This window comes from Ralstonia sp. A12 (genome assembly GCF_000801955.1).
Classification (GTDB): domain Bacteria; phylum Pseudomonadota; class Gammaproteobacteria; order Burkholderiales; family Burkholderiaceae; genus Ralstonia.
Genome location: NZ_JSZO01000001.1, coordinates 724,539 through 739,349 on the forward strand (window position 1 = coordinate 724,539; position 14,811 = coordinate 739,349).

The window sequence follows — 14,811 nt, forward strand, 5'->3', positions numbered from 1 at the left end:
TCAGTTTGCATATCGTCATGACCCGGCTGTTGGCGCGGGCCAAGCGGCAATCATCCGTGGCCTGTCGATCCGCAATGCGGGTTGGAGAACACCCGCCGCGCGGCCTCCCTTTCAGAGGTCAGCCGGCGGCGGTGTCGATACGCAGTTGCATGCGCAAGTGCAATGTCTCGCCCGGTGCGAGAACACGAAGCCCAGTCCCCTCCCAGCCTTGCTCGGCCAGGTTGACCGCATCGGCCACGTGCGAAACCGGCTCCAGGCAGAAGTACGCCTGCCCACCCGGTGCATGGAGGATGAAGTGATCGAGAGGATCGTCAGCGCTCAACGTGAGCGTTGCCCCATCGGCGCGTGATACGACGGCCTGCCGCTGCCAGTTGCTGTAGTACACGCTGAGGCCGTCGTCCGGCAACGCAGGTGCATTGCGGAAATCCTCGCGTGGCGTGATCGGCTCGCATCGGATGGCGACCTCGCCGGCGTCGGTCGGCCACATCGTCGCGGCAGCAAACTGCACGTGCGTGCCGGGCACGCGAGCGAAGTACGGGTGAAAGCCGCCGCCGGCAGGCATGTCGCTGCTGCCGTCATTGCGCAGGGTCATGACGGCCTCAAGCCCCTCCGGGCTCAGCACCAGCGTTTGCGTGGCGGTAAACGCCCAAGGCCAGTTGTCGGCTTCAGGCACATAGCGCAGGCCGAGCACGATCGACGAATCGGTCTGTTGTTCGACCGTCCACGCGCGCGCATGTGCAAGACCGTGCATGGCATGCGGCTGACCTGGGTGCGGCGCGAGACGAATCTCGCGGCCACGCCATTGGAAGCGACCATCGCGGATACGATTGGAGAACGGCAACAACGGATAGCAGCCCGTCTTGGGCCATGCCAGACCATCGAAGCCGTCACGCAAGCTCGCCTCAGACATCGGCGCCAGCCAATCGATGCGCTGGCCGCCCTCACCGGCCGAAGCCAGCGAGGCGATCCGGCCACCGGCTGCCGGCGCGACATCCATCGCCAACGCGCCGGCACGCAGCGTATGCACCGGCCCCGGTGCGAGCCAGGTCAGCGTCTGCATCAGAACGAGTGGCGCACACCCACCATGCCGACGAACTGGCTACGGCCGTTCGACGGCGTACCGTTCTGCGAGTCGCCCACCGAAGCGACCGCATCGACAATCGCACCATTTGCAAGCCGCTGACCACTAGCACGTTGGTAACCTTGGATCGCATAGAAGGCCGTGCGCTTGGACAGCGAATACAACTGCTCCATCGTGAACTGGTTGTACTTCGCCGGCGAGGTAATGCCGTTACGCGCCTTCTCAGCCGTATAGCTGTAGCCAACAGCCCAACGGAATGCAGGCGTCAGATCGTAGGTAGCAATCACGCCCACGGTGTTGAACGTGGCGGATTGCGCAAACGACGAAAACGCGCCCGGCTTGTACTGCACGTTCGAGTAGTTCAGGCCCACCATCGCCTTGCCGAAGGTGTAGCGTGCCGCCGTGGCAATGAGTTGTGCGCTATCGGCCGACGCATATCCAGCATTGACTGGCGAGTTGATGGCGAAGTCGCCAACATTGCCAAAGCTGGCCGTCTTGTTGGCCGTTGTGCTGTCGGCCAGGTTCTTCAGGCGCGTATAGCCCGCACCCCAGCCAAAGCCTTGGTAGTCATAACGCAGCGCCGCGCTCACGCTGCTGCCGTTCGAAATGCTACCCGCCTGCTCACCCAAGCCGTACTGCACACCCGCCTGCAGACCGCCAAACACGGGGAACGTATAGGTGATGGAGTTTTGCATGCGCAGGGTGGTATCCAGCGCATCCACGTCGCCGGGGTGCGCGCCAACCGCGCCCGTCAGCACGTTGGTCGGACCCAGCGAAGCCACGTATTGGAAGTACGGCGTATAGGCACGACCCAGCGTGATCTGGCCATAGTTCGTGTTGCTCAAACCAACATAGGCTTGGCGATTGAACATGTACCCCGACTTGCTCTGCGCGCCCGTGGCAGAGTTGATCCCGCTTTCCAAGCGGAACAGGGCCGTGTTGCCGCCGCCCAGATCCTCCGTGCCATACAAGCCGAACTTGCTGGCCAGCAGCGCGCCCGAGTTGATGTAGGTATTGGAATGCCCGCCCTGGTTGCTCGAATACGCAAACGCGTTATCGACCACGCCATACAGCGTGACCGACGTTTGTGCCGATGCCTGCATCGACACACCCGCGCACAGCAGCGCGGCACATGCACAGACTGGGTTGATAGAAAATTTGGCTCGTGTGGTTTTCATCGTTGTTGTCTCGATTTTTGGTTATCTCCAGCACCTGGAGAAACCGTGCATCTCCGGGTTCTCCGTACCCGGTTGTGATGCACGGGGAATGCGGCACTAGGCCAGCAACTGCAGCGTCAGACGGCGCCAGCCGCCCGCAACGGTGGCGTCAACAATGCGGGCCTGCGGAGTCTGCATCTGCCGCGCTTCCGCAGCGGGCAAGTGAATCTCAATGGTGTCGGTCTGCACGGGCATGCGGCCTTCGCGCGCCACATGTAGCGTGACCGTGAGCGCATCCGACGCGGCGCGCACATTCCAGCGGCCTTGCTCGCCGTTACGCCAGGCTTCGGTTTCACCGTCGTCCTCAATGCAACCGCCAGATGCCTTACCAGCGCCGCTCGTGGGCACCACAAGAAAGGCACGCTGATCGGCACGTTGGTCGAAATGCTGCTCGGCCACGTTCAACGCAATCACACCGCCCTCGCGAATCAGCATGATCGGTTGGTCCCACGGTGAAGGGAGCGTGACGGTTTGCCCGCCATCAAATGCCTCGCCGCTCCAGTACGACACCCAGCGTGCGCCGGCAGGCAGGTAAACCTTGCGTTCGGCCTGCCCTTCGTCCACCGTCGGCGCAACCAGCAGCGACGAGCCGAGCATCATGTCGTCGCACTCGTCATAGCAACGGCGGTCAGCCGGGAACTCGGCAAACGTCGGGCGCAACACAGGCTCGTAAGCCTGCGTGGATTGCCACAGCAGTTCGTACAGATACGGAATCAGGCGATAGCGCAGCTTGATGAGCGAGGCGATCTGCGAGGTGACCTGCGGATACATCCATGGCTCGTTGACGGTCTTGTCGTCATTCCACGAGTGGATGGAAAAGCGCGGCATGAACACGCCAAACGCCACCCAGCGCACCAGCAGTTCCGGCGAAGGTGCCGGGCCGGAGAATCCGCCGATGTCGTGGCCGATGTTCGACACCCCCGAAAGCGAAAGCCCCAGGCCCATCTTCAGGTTGTAGCGCAGCGTTTCCCACGAGGTGTAGTTATCGCCCGACCAGGTCTGCACATAGCGCTGCATGCCGACACCGCCCGAGCGCGACACCAGGAACGGCCGACGCTGCGGCGCGTACTCGACTTGCGCCTCGCGCGAGGCACGCATCATGAGCATGGTGTGCAGCACCTTGGCCTCGCGGATCGGATGCTTCTTGCCAAACCCCTGCGCGAAGGCATCCGGCGACCACACCTCGAACTCGTTGTTGTCGTTCCAGGTAGACGCCATGCCGTAGTCAAGCAGCGCGCTCTTGACGTTCGCCTTCCACCAATCCAGCGTCTTCGGGTTGGTGAAGTCGAGATACGCTCCCACCTCGTCCCAAAACTGCACCCAGGCCGGCTCGCCCTTTTCATCGCAGATCAACAGACCCGCTTCCTTCGCCTCGGCAAACTTCGGGTGGTCCTGCAGCAGGCACGGCTTGATGTTGGGGCACAGGCGAATGCCGGCATCCAGATAGCTCTGCACGAAGCCGCGCGCATCAGGAAACTTATCGGTGTTCCAGTTGAAGACGTAGCGCTTCGGTCCGATGGACGTGTAACCCGACGACAGGTGGAACGAATCGCACAGGATGTCGTGCTCACGGCAACCCTTGATGAACTCGCCCATCTGTTCCTGCGCGTTGGGCGCGTCGGTGTACGTCATGGTCGAGCCGGAATAGCCCAGGCCCCACTTCGGCATCCATGCCGGGCGGCCGGTCATCCACGTGAAGCGGCGCGTGGCGTCGAGCGGCGTGTCGGGCGAGGCGATGAAGTAGTAGTCGAGATCGCCGAACGGTGCTGCGAAGTAGCGATAGTGGCCGTGGTAGTTGTCCAGCTCGCGGCCCATGTCAAAGCTGCAATCGGACAGCGTGTCGTAGAACAGCCCGAAGCCGGTGCCATTTTCCGGATGCCACGTCACGTAGAACGGGATGTGCTTGTACAGCGGATCGGTCGTGCGCGCGCTGTAGCCCATCGCATCGATATTGCGCATCTCGTAGCGCTGATGCGCGCGGTTGAGCTCACCGGCGCGCTCACCCAGGCCAAAGTACATCTCGCCCGGTTCACGGCGCACGTAGTGATAGACCTGATCGTCCCAGTAGCCGAAGTTGTAGGCCTGCGTGACGCGGTCGTGCAGCACCGCTTGCCATTGATCGGCGCGGCGGATTTCCCATGTGCAGAAGCCCCCCGCCAGCGCAATGCTCAAGCGGATCTTGCTGGTTTGCACGCGCAGCGTGTCGGCATTGGTGTGCAGTTCAAACGCCGGTAGCGAGAACCCGCTCATGTCACGTCGGTCACGCCCTTCGAGCGGCGTATCGTCGGCGCCCGGGGCAATCGACCACGTGGCCGGGCCGCGCAGGTCGCCGTGCGGCAGCACCAGCACGCGGATGATGTCGTCTTCGAGCACGAAGAGTTCGATCGCAGCACCGGTGCTGCTGGCCAGGCGAAGGCGGTTGCCTTCTTGCGCCTGGAATTCGAATCGGGGGGGATGCAACATGGACATCGGTTTCAGCTCAATTTGAAGCGGAGAGTTTCATCTGGCGTGCGGTACGCTCTTCCTGCGACTGGCCGCGGATCAGGATGATCAGCAGCACGGCCGCGATCACGTCAAACGCGCCAAGCAGGCTGAACAGCGGACCATAACCCACCGTATCGGCCAGAGCACCCACCACGGCGGTGAATGCCAGACCACCAATCCAGCCGGACATTCCCGCGAAGCCGCTGGCCGTACCAACTTCTTGCGGATCGAACACGTCTGCGCTCAGCGTATTCACCGACACAGAAATCATCTGGTGCGCAAAACCGCCCACGCAGAACAGCGCGATGGCCACATACGGTGATGCCACCAGGCCCACGCACGCCGGGCCGATCATCATCAGCGCGCCCAGCACCACGCCGCCCACACGCGACCACACCAGCTTCAGACCAGCGAACTTCATGAGGAACGGCGACAGATAACCACCAGCCATACCGCCCAAATCCGCCGCCAGGAACGGCAACCACGCAAACATGGCGATCTGTTTCAGATCCATGCCGCGCTCTTTGAAAAAGTACAGCGGGATCCAGAAGCTAAGCGTCTGCCAAGCGGGTTCGGTAAAGAAGCGCGCCAGCGCAATCGCCCAGAAACGGCGCGAGAGAATGATCTCGGAAAGCGGGCGCTTTTCGCGCGGAGCATCGGCCGAGCGCAATTGCCCATCGGTGATCTTTTGCAACTCTGCCTTGGACAAGTTCGGATGCTGCTTTGGCGAGCGGTAAAACACAAACCACAACGCCGCCCAGAAGAATCCCAGCGCGCCCGTCACCACGAAGGCGGCTTGCCAGCCATGCTGCATCGAGAGATACAACACCAGCGGCGGCGCCAACATGGCACCAAACGACGTGCCTACGTTGAACCAACCCGTCGCGACTGATTTTTCCTTGTCAGGAAACCACTCCGCCACCACCTTCATGCCAGAGGGAATGGCGGCCGCTTCCGTCAAACCCATGAGGGTACGGAAGCCCGCCAGCGACAGCCAGCCCGTCGCGCCGGCATGCAGCACGCCGGAGAACGACCACAACACGGCAAACAGCGCAAAACCGATGCGCAAGCCGATCAAATCGACAATGAAGCCGCACACCGGCTGCATGAGCGTGTAGCCGAACTGAAACGCCATGACCACATAGCCATACTGCTGCGTGGTCATGCTCAGCTCTTCCTTGAGCGTTGGCGCCAGCACGCCCAACGAATTGCGCGCCAGGTAGTTCATGATCGTGCCCAGACACACCAGCACGATGATCCACCAGCGCAAACCCTTGATGGTCTTCAAGATTCGTCTCCAGATACTTCTTATTATTTGAAAGGCGGTCTGAGACCGCCCCGGGATCTGCCTACATCAACGCACCAGACACGGACGCTTGTTGTTGAACGTCCAGTTCTGCACCAGGCACTGCATGGCGGCTGCATCGTCGCGTGCACCCAGCCCGTGCTGCTTGTACAGCGCGTGCGCTTTCTCCACTTGCGCCATGTCGAGCGTCACGCCCAAACCCGGCACAGCGGGTACGTCGATCTCGCCGCTAACGATCTGGAACGGCTCACGCGTCAGGCGCTGACCGTCTTGCCAGATCCAGTGCGTGTCGATGGCGGTGATGTTGCCCGGCGCGGCAGCGGCCACATGGGTGAACATCGCCAGCGAGATGTCGAAGTGGTTGTTGGAGTGCGAGCCCCAGGTCAGGCCCCAGTCATCGCACATCTGCGCGACACGCACGGAGCCCTGCATGGTCCAGAAGTGCGGATCGGCCAGCGGAATATCGACCGAGTGCAACTGAATCGCATGACCCATCTGACGCCAGTCGGTGGCGATCATGTTGGTGGCGGTCGGCAAGCCGGTGGCGCGGCGGAACTCGGCCATCACCTCGCGGCCGGAGTAGCCGCCCTCGGCACCGCACGGGTCTTCGGCATAGGCCAGCACGTCGTGCTTGTCGCGGCACAGGCGGATGGCCTCTTCCAGTGACCACGCACCGTTCGGGTCCAGAGTGACGCGTGCGTCGGGAAAAGCCTCGGCCAGCGCAGTGGTGACAACCATTTCGTCATCACCGCTCAGCACACCGCCCTTGAGCTTGAAATCTTTGAAGCCGTAGCGGGCGTGCGCGGCCTTGGCCAGGCGCACGACGGTTTCGGGGGTGAGCGCCTCTTCGTGGCGCACGCGGGTCCAGTCGTCGGTGGCGTCGCTGCCGTCGGCATAGTCGAGGTTGGTGCGCTTGCGGTCGCCCACGAAGAACAGGTAGCCCAGCACCGGCACCTTGGCACGTTGCTGCCCCTGCCCCAGCAGGGCGGCCACCGGCACGCCCAGGTGCTGTCCCAGCAAATCCAGCAACGCGCTTTCCAACGCCGTGACCGCGTGCACGGTGGTACGCAGGTCAAACGTCTGCAGCCCGCGCCCGGTCGCATCGCGGTCGGCAAACTGCCGGCGCACCGTGTTAAGCACGTTGTTGTATGCGCCAACCGGCTGCCCCACCACCAGCGGCGTCGCGTCTTCAATGGTCTTGCGGATCGCCTCGCCGCCCGGCACCTCGCCCACGCCGGTATGACCGTCGGAATCTTCCAGGATGACGATGTTGCGGGTGAAGAACGGGGCGTGCGCGCCGCTCAGGTTCAGCAGCATGCTGTCGCGTCCGGCCACGGGAATGACCTGGAGGCGGGTGATGCGCGGCGTGCGCAGGGTGGATTCAGCAGAGTTGTGATTCATGGCCGTCACGTACGTTATCAGTCGTCATACAACATGGAACGGAATATAATGGACGCATCCACTCAGAACTACCCCTGGTAAACCCGAAACCCCTCCGGAGACAGCATGCCCACCCCAGGCTCCCCCGCAACGCTCGCGCGCCGCACCCAAAGCCTGGCGGAAGTGGTGGTCGACTACGTCAAGCAGCGCATCACCACCGGCGAGTTGCGCATCGGCGACAAGCTACCCACCGAATCGGAGCTGATGGAAGCACTGGGCGTCAGTCGCACCGTGGTACGCGAGGCCATTTCACGCTTGCAGGCCAAGGCGCTGATCGAGACACGCCACGGCATCGGCAGTTTTGTGCTGCCGCCGCGCCAAGACAACACCATCCAACTGGGTGCCGCCTCCACGCTGCACGACATCCTGGCCATGCTGGAGCTGCGCGTGGCACTGGAAACCGAATGCGCCGGCCTGGCCGCGCAGCGCGCGACACCGGAGGCGCTCGCTACGCTGCGGCAGGCGCTCGAAGCCATTGAAGAAGATCAGGCCGCCGGCCGTGACAGCGCAGCGTCTGACCTGCGCTTCCACCTGAGCATTGCGCGCGCGACCGGCAACCAGCACTTCGTGACCGTGCTCGACCAACTGGGTAAGACGCTGATCCCGCGCAGCCGCATCGACGCATCGCAGGTCGGCTATCTAAACTCGCAGGAATCGCGCGCCACCGTCAATCGCGAGCACCACAGCATCTTCGAGGCCATCTCCCGCAAGGAGCCGGAAGCCGCCCGCGCCGCCATGCGCATGCACCTGTCGAACAGCCGCGAACGGCTGCGCCGCGCACACGACTTGGCCGACACACCCGCGCCGGAAACCTTTACCTGAACCCTTGCAGCGCCCGAATGGGCGATCAGACCCCTAGTTGTACGACGTCTTATAACAAATCGACACACATTGGCGAACCTCAGTATCTGGTCTGGTGTTGATAAAGATTTGCATTGTGTCGGTGCCAGCCACGTAACCTGAATAGGCACCGACCCCTCGTGGGTGCGCTCCGGTCGCGGAAGAGAGAGCCGCGATCTACTTGGCCCTGATGCTGCTGTCCCGAGTGTCAGGGCGTTTTTCTTTGGGCATTGCCCCCTCTCCTTCCCCAGCAAACGAAAAAGCCCCGACTGGCGGGGCTTCGTACTGCGCGGGGGCGCGCTCAGCGCGACTGCATCAACCGACGACGCTTTCCATCACACGCTCCAGGCAGAAACCCTGTCCGTAGATTGCACGCAGGCGCAGGCCATTTTCGTTGCCCAGCAGCAACTTCTTGCGCAGGCGGGAGACGTGCGTATCGAGCGTGCGCGAATACGGGCTCAACTCACGGCCCCACAACGCCAGCTCAATGTCCGCACGGGACAGCACGCGCCCGGCATTCGCAAACAGCAGCAACGCCAACTCGAACTCGCGCGCATGCACAGCCACCTGGGTGTCCCGCAGGCGGATCGAACGGTTCTGCCGGTCAATCGTATAGGGCCCCAGGCAGATTTCGGAGGCGCGCACCGCACGGCTGACGGCAAATCGACGGATCAGCGCATCAAGGCGGGCGAGCAGCTCGGGCGGGCGGATATCGCCCTGGAAACATAGATCGGCACCGTGATTCAGTGCGTCGGCGGTCTCGACATCGGCCTGACCGTCGGCAAGGTAGACGATGGCCATGCCGGGGCCCACGCGTTCGCGCACGGTGCGCACCAGCGACAGGCCCGGCATGTCATGGGCATGCGCGCCGACCATCAGCAGGTTGATGCCGTGCAGGTCGATGGCCTCGAACACCTGACGGGAGAGGAACAGCGGCACACATTCAAAGCGCGAGGGCTGCAGCGCAGAATGAATTGCCTGTTGGCGGGCGACGTGCGTGTCGATCAGGCCGATCTTCATGGCTCGGTCTCTTTCTGGAGGGGCCGCGAGGCGCATAAAACGCGTGCATCGCGTAAATCAACTGCAAGCAACATCGCGCTGGCGCGCATCAACCCAAACGATGCCCTCGCCGCGCGGAGCGGATAAACGCCGACCAGCCAGCCAGACCCGCGCATCCTGCGGCAGATTCCCGTTGCCGCGCAGGGCTTGGTGCAGTTGCATGCGAACGTGTTCGTATTCGCATTCGCTCAGCACATCGGTTGCGGTCTTGCTCAACATGGGTAGCACCTCGGCGCCGGTTTTGCGTGGTTCGCTTCTGCCTGTGCTTCCGGCTCTCGCTCAGGTGCTGCCGTCTCTCGATCGGGTGCATCACCCGAGTACGTTGTGCCAGTCGGCCAATGAACTGTAGGGCCACCAGACAAGCGGATTGCAAATGATTGAAAAAGGAAAGTGGCAGACGCCGCACCGTGTGTGCGGTTGCCGATGGCGCCGACGGCTCCGTGGTCAGGCGTTGCGGTGAAGCGGCCCGCGCGGCAGCCAGATCGTGAAGGTGGAGCCCAGCCCCGGTGCGCTTTGCACGGCAATGCGACCGCCATGGCGCTCAATGGCGGTCTTCACGAAGACGAGGCCGAGACCTGCGCCCGCCGGCGCATTGGCCCCTGTTTCGTGCAGACGATGGAACGGCTGGAACAGCCTTGGCTGATCCGCCAGCGCGATGCCCGCGCCCTGATCGGCCACAGCCACCGTGAACATCGCGTCGTCGACCCCCACCGAGACCGTCACCACCGAGCCCGACGCGCTGAACTTGATAGCGTTGTTGAGCAGGTTCACCAAGGCACGCACCAGCAAACGCGGCTCGCCGCGCACGGGCGCTTCGATGTCGGCGTGCACGCGCACCTCGACCTGATGGCGATTCGCCAGTGCCCAGACCTCGTCGGCGGCATCGAGCACCAGGCCGACCAGATCCACATCCACCAGCTTGAGCGCCTGCGATTCGGCGCGTGCCAGGTCGATGAAGGTGTCAGCCAACTCCAGCGTGCGCGACGATAGCTGCTCGATACGCGAGAGCAGCGTTTCGCGATCCAGCGCCCGCGAAGCATCGCGCTGCAATTCAATGAGCGCGAGGATGGCGCTCTGCGGTGAGCGCATGTCGTGCGAAATGAAGCGCAGCGCTTCTTCACGGTGGCGCTCGGCCTGGCGCACGGGCGTGATGTCGGCAAAGCTGACGATGATGTCGACGGGGCGGCCCGCGTCGTCGCGTAAGGCGGCGGCGTGCATGAGCATCGAACGGCCGTCATGCGTGTGCAGCTCGACGGGTTCCAGCCTGGCGTCGGGCTCGGTCAACCAGTGCGCCCAGTAGCGCTCGCCGGCGGTCGGGTCGGAAAACGCGCGGGCCAGCAGGCTCGACAGATCGCGCAGCGCGGCAGCGCGGTTCTGGCCCGGCGTGCTCGATTGCCCAGCAAGGACTGCGCCGCGGCCGTTGGCTAGCCGGATGGCGCCATCCGGTGCGCAGATGACGGTGGCATCGGGCAGGCTCTCCAGCGCATCCGCCAGGAAACGGCGCAGCCCGCGCAGCTTGTCGATGAGCGAGGCTACCGCATCCATGTGTGCACCGAGCGTACGGCCCGTGCGGGCCAGCGGCGCCGTGTCCGTGAGCACGCCGGGCTCGCGCGCGAGGCGATAGAGTTCGGCGCGCAGAAAGCGCAAAGCCGCTTCCTGCTGGCGCCAGCTCCATAGCGGATACAGCACCAATGGCCCGACCAGCGCGGCAAACGGCGGCAGCCACCGGTTACCCAGCACCAGCATGCCAACCACGCCCAGGAGCAGCGCCGCCGCACTCGCCAGCGACACGGCAAGCGCCATACGCGGCGTGAGCCACCGCACCGCGCATGCGGTCATCAGCAGCGGCAGCAGCGTGATCACCCAGAACGCGCCCGTCGGCGCGGGCAGGATGGCGGTGCCGTCCAGCACCGTTTGCGTGGCGTTGGCCAGCACCTCCACGCCGCTCATCGTGCGCGAAGTGGGCGTGGCGAAAATATCCGACACGCCCGAAGCCGTAGCCCCGATCAACACCAGCTTGCCCGCAAACACATCGGGCGACACGCGGCCATTGAGCACATCCAGTGCCTGCACGTGCCGGAACGTACCCGCCGGCCCGGCAAAGTTCAGGCGGATATGCGCCTGCCGCGTCCAGCCGCCGGCGTCGGTTTCCAGGTCGATCGATGCAGGCGTCGAAGCCGGTGCCTGTGGCGCCAGCCGTGCGAGTTGAACCGCGAGGTGATCGAGCACATGTCCGTGCGGGCCTTCGGCCAGATACACGCCGCGCACCACGCTGTCCGCGTCGGCAGCAGCATTGATGTGCGCAACCGTGGCCTCGATGCCGAGGAATGGATAGTGATAAACGCGCCCCTGCTCCGTGCGCTCCGGCAGCGCCGGCAGGATGACATGCCCGGCCTGGGCGACAGCCGCGGTCAACGCGCGATCGCCCTCTGGGTGCGCGAGATCCGGTTCGATGAACAGAATATCGACGCCGATGCCGCGCGGGTGTGCGGCCCCTACACGTGCCAGCAGATCGGCCAGGCGACTGCGCGGCCACGGCCAGCGGCCCGCCGCATCCAGGCTTTGATCGTCGATGGCGACGATGACGATGTCATCACGCGCCGGATGCCCGTGCAGCGTGATCACGGTGTCGTACAGCGCGGCGTCCAGCCGCTCGACCACGCTCCAGCGCACCGCACCGATCGTCAGCAGCGTGGCCAGCAGCACCAGCACGCCCCACTCCGCCAGCGAGCGCAGCCTGCTGTGCGGAGCCGCACGCATCGGGTCAGCGAGGGGTGCTGCGGCCCGACCAGTCATTGAGCAGGAGGTTGCCGCCGCCGCTCTGCACTGGGCTGCGCGACGAATCACCAACGAACGCGCCGACGTCGATGCGCTGCGGCTTGGCATACACGACGGATGCCGGGTCGCCCAGATCAACGCCCGTGCGGAGGTAGTACGTACCGGCCGGCGGCTGCGGAATTGCGGCCTCGCTGCCGTCGCTCACGATGTCGGCAACGGGCTTGGCGAAGGTCGGGTCACTGGCAAGCTGCACGCGCGTGCGCGCACCGGCTGCTGCCAGTTCGGGCGTCAGCGCAGACCAGTGAGCGTGCAGCATGCCGTCGTCACCCGCATCGACGGAGGCCGGCGGCACGGCGCCAAGTGGAATATCGAGTGTCTGGAAGCGCAGCACATCGCTCCACGGGCCGGTCTTGCCGTCCTCGGCCACCGAGCGGGCACGCCACCACCAAGTACCCGCGCCCAACGTCTTGGTCACGCGCACGTCCTGCCCACGCTGCTGAACGGCCGGCGCTGCGAAGGTCTCTGCGTCGGCCACTTCCACGTCATAGCTGCGCACGTCAGACACCGTCGCCCATGCGAAGACCACCTCGCCGCTGCGATAGGTTTTTCCACTTGCGGGCTGAATCGTGTACGGCGCTTCCGGGTGCAGGCGCACCGTGAAAGGTCGCGTGGCCGACTCGCTGGTCAGACCGAGCCCATCGATGCTCTGCACGACCAGCGTGTAGTCGCCGTCTTCATTGCCGCACAGCGTGGCACCTGGCGTCTTGCTCGATTGGTAGGCGCTCAGCTCAGTCATCGCAGCATCGCTCGCAACCGCCGCACGATAGGCAACCGCACCCTTGACGGGCTGCCATGTCGCGCGGAAGCACGGCTTCTGCACCAGATCCGGAATCGCATCGAGTTTGGGTGCAGCCGGCAGCGCCGCACGCTTGAGGTGCCCGCCCGCAACCTGCACGCCAAACCCCGCCTTGACTGCCTGCGCTTGGCGGCCAGCCTTGGTGGCCACCTCACCTTCGAGCACGGAGCTCGTTGATACGGACGCGCTTGCCTGCACACGGAAGCGCGTGCCGCGCACGCCCGTCACAAGTGCCGGTGTGGAAATCTCATAGCGGCCGACACCGGTTTTCTTGGGCGACACATTCGACTCGGCTTCGCCCTGCTTCACGTGCACGCGCACGTCGATCAGCCCGGCGCGCGCAAACGCACGTACGCGCGACAGCGCCACGCGGCTGCCCGGCGGCACGGTCACGCGCGTGCCGTCATCAAACGCGAGCGTGACGGCGCCCTTGTCGCCGGTTTCGATCTGCGTGTCTTCTGCGAGCTTCATACCGGCCTGCAGCGGCTTGTGATCGGCCGTTGTGGCATCGCGCGCAAACACGACTTGCGCCGTAGCCGGCACCACCGGAATGCGATCAAACGGAATCCGCAGCACAGAGCCCGGCTGCAGACGGTACGGATCGGCGACGTGGTTGCGCTGCTGCAGCAGGCGCCAGCCCTCGACGCTGTTCATGTAGCGGTCAGCCAAGCTGATCAGCGTATCGCCCGGCTGCACGCGATACAGGAAATCGCTGCCGTCTGCGCCAGAAGGCTGAGCCACCGCCGCCTGCCAGACACCCCCAAAAACAACAAGCGCGCCGACAACCGCGGCGCGCCCGAATCCATCGCGTCGAAACGCTTCAACCTGCTTCGCCATCTTCTTGTGTGGTTTCGAGTCGATAGCCATGCGAGTACACCGAGACCAGCCGCACGCCATTCTTCTGATTGAGATCCAGCTTGAGCCGCAGCTTGGAGATATGCGTGGCAAGCGTGCGCGAATCCGGACCGATACTGCGCCCCCAGACTGCCTGCTCGATCAGCTCGCGCGGCACCAGCTTGCCGACATTGCGGAACAGGTACAGCCCCAGGTCGAACTCGCGCGGCGACAGCTCAACCTGTGAGCCGTTCAGCGTCAGCACGCGCCCGATCGGGTCCACTGCGTACGGGCCCACGCGAATGCGCTCCAGGGATTCGCTCGTGCGCGGTGCCGCGCGGCGCAGCAGCGCGCCCACGCGCGCCACCAGCTCGGCACGGCGCACTGGCTTGATGACGTAATCGTCCGCGCCGGCAGCCAGCCCGCGTACCACGTCGTCTTCAAGCGAGCGATTGGTCAGGAACAGCACCGGCAGCGCCGGGCCGACCGTCTGCCGCACCCAGCTCACAAGCTGGATGCCACTGATGTCCGGCAACTGCCAGTCAAGCAACAGCAGATCGAAAGTTCGATCCCGCAGCGCCTTGACAAAGGCGTCCCCGCTACTGAAAGACTCGCATTCGTATCCGGACGAAATCAGGATCTCTCGAATCAATTCCGATTGCGCCTGGTTGTCTTCTACCGAGGCAATTCGTATCGCCATCTGGACTGCCCTTTCCCCGCTCCGGGCCCGGCTGTTGAGCCGGCTCCCGCCGCCGCTACATGGGACGCCGGCTCGCTCCCTTTGTCGTTGTGATCGGGGTCCCGGACCAGCGCATCATGGTTTGATCCACCGGCCACCTCCGGCGCGGCACCGACTCCCGCGCAAGACCTTACCCAGGCCGCCGACATGCCTTACCTATCGACTTGAGCCCAGGTC

11 protein-coding genes are annotated in these 14,811 nt (G+C 64.2%); 1 reads left to right on the forward strand and 10 read right to left on the reverse strand.

Going from position 1 to position 14,811, the window contains the following annotated elements; translation table 11 throughout:
* Positions 1–118 precede the first annotated feature (118 nt).
* The 5 genes from PI87_RS03305 to gudD all read right to left on the reverse strand — a co-directional run bounded on the left by PI87_RS03305 (position 119) and on the right by gudD (position 7,489).
* Positions 119–1,060 (reverse strand): aldose 1-epimerase, encoded by a 942-nt coding sequence (locus tag PI87_RS03305; protein WP_039596209.1) that lies wholly within the window; start codon positions 1,058–1,060, stop codon positions 119–121.
* Entirely contained in the window at positions 1,060–2,259 is a 1,200-nt protein-coding gene (locus PI87_RS03310; protein ID WP_039596210.1) for a porin, read from the reverse strand. The genes PI87_RS03305 and PI87_RS03310 overlap by 1 nt, the downstream gene beginning before the upstream one ends.
* A 96-nt stretch (positions 2,260–2,355) precedes the next feature.
* On the reverse strand, positions 2,356–4,767 hold the full coding sequence (locus PI87_RS03315; protein ID WP_039596211.1) for a glycoside hydrolase family 31 protein: 2,412 nt from the start codon (positions 4,765–4,767) through the stop codon (positions 2,356–2,358).
* Positions 4,768–4,777: 10 nt separating this feature from the next.
* Positions 4,778–6,070: an MFS transporter gene (locus PI87_RS03320; protein ID WP_039596212.1), complete on the reverse strand. Its 1,293-nt coding sequence runs from the start codon at positions 6,068–6,070 to the stop codon at positions 4,778–4,780.
* A gap of 66 nt (positions 6,071–6,136) precedes the next feature.
* Complete coding sequence (gene gudD, locus PI87_RS03325) at positions 6,137–7,489, reverse strand: glucarate dehydratase (RefSeq protein WP_039596468.1); 1,353 nt, start codon at positions 7,487–7,489, stop codon at positions 6,137–6,139.
* Positions 7,490–7,594: 105 nt separating this feature from the next.
* Between gudD and PI87_RS03330 the strand changes: the two genes are divergently transcribed.
* Positions 7,595–8,350: a FadR/GntR family transcriptional regulator gene (locus tag PI87_RS03330; protein ID WP_039596213.1), complete on the forward strand. Its 756-nt coding sequence runs from the start codon at positions 7,595–7,597 to the stop codon at positions 8,348–8,350.
* A 333-nt stretch (positions 8,351–8,683) separates the two neighbouring features.
* Here the strand turns inward: PI87_RS03330 and PI87_RS03335 are convergent, their stop codons facing one another.
* From PI87_RS03335 to PI87_RS03355, 5 genes are all read right to left on the reverse strand, one after another.
* Entirely contained in the window at positions 8,684–9,388 is a 705-nt protein-coding gene (locus PI87_RS03335) for a response regulator transcription factor (protein ID WP_039596214.1), read from the reverse strand.
* Positions 9,389–9,445: 57 nt separating this feature from the next.
* On the reverse strand, positions 9,446–9,646 hold the full coding sequence (locus tag PI87_RS03340) for a hypothetical protein (protein ID WP_039596215.1): 201 nt from the start codon (positions 9,644–9,646) through the stop codon (positions 9,446–9,448).
* Between the two features lie 225 nt (positions 9,647–9,871).
* Positions 9,872–12,187: a CHASE2 domain-containing protein gene (locus PI87_RS03345; RefSeq protein ID WP_039596216.1), complete on the reverse strand. Its 2,316-nt coding sequence runs from the start codon at positions 12,185–12,187 to the stop codon at positions 9,872–9,874.
* Between the two features lie 4 nt (positions 12,188–12,191).
* Positions 12,192–13,898, reverse strand: a complete 1,707-nt coding sequence (locus tag PI87_RS03350; RefSeq protein WP_039596217.1) for a FecR domain-containing protein — start codon at positions 13,896–13,898, stop codon at positions 12,192–12,194.
* Entirely contained in the window at positions 13,882–14,595 is a 714-nt protein-coding gene (locus PI87_RS03355; RefSeq protein WP_039596218.1) for a response regulator transcription factor, read from the reverse strand. The genes PI87_RS03350 and PI87_RS03355 overlap by 17 nt, the downstream gene beginning before the upstream one ends.
* Positions 14,596–14,811 lie beyond the last annotated feature (216 nt).

Bases quoted from the DNA above. Each gene is read 5' to 3' on its own strand.
- PI87_RS03340 (WP_039596215.1), bottom strand. From the start codon at position 9,646: ATGTTGAGCAAGACCGCAACCGATGTGCTGAGCGAATGCGAATACGAA.
- PI87_RS03345 (WP_039596216.1), bottom strand. From the start codon at position 12,187: ATGCGTGCGGCTCCGCACAGCAGGCTGCGCTCGCTGGCGGAGTGGGGC.
- PI87_RS03335 (WP_039596214.1), bottom strand. From the start codon at position 9,388: ATGAAGATCGGCCTGATCGACACGCACGTCGCCCGCCAACAGGCAATT.
- PI87_RS03305 (WP_039596209.1), bottom strand. From the start codon at position 1,060: ATGCAGACGCTGACCTGGCTCGCACCGGGGCCGGTGCATACGCTGCGT.
- gudD (WP_039596468.1), bottom strand. From the start codon at position 7,489: ATGAATCACAACTCTGCTGAATCCACCCTGCGCACGCCGCGCATCACC.
- PI87_RS03315 (WP_039596211.1), bottom strand. From the start codon at position 4,767: ATGTCCATGTTGCATCCCCCCCGATTCGAATTCCAGGCGCAAGAAGGC.
- PI87_RS03330 (WP_039596213.1), top strand. From the start codon at position 7,595: ATGCCCACCCCAGGCTCCCCCGCAACGCTCGCGCGCCGCACCCAAAGC.
- PI87_RS03310 (WP_039596210.1), bottom strand. From the start codon at position 2,259: ATGAAAACCACACGAGCCAAATTTTCTATCAACCCAGTCTGTGCATGT.
- PI87_RS03355 (WP_039596218.1), bottom strand. From the start codon at position 14,595: ATGGCGATACGAATTGCCTCGGTAGAAGACAACCAGGCGCAATCGGAA.
- PI87_RS03350 (WP_039596217.1), bottom strand. From the start codon at position 13,898: ATGGCGAAGCAGGTTGAAGCGTTTCGACGCGATGGATTCGGGCGCGCC.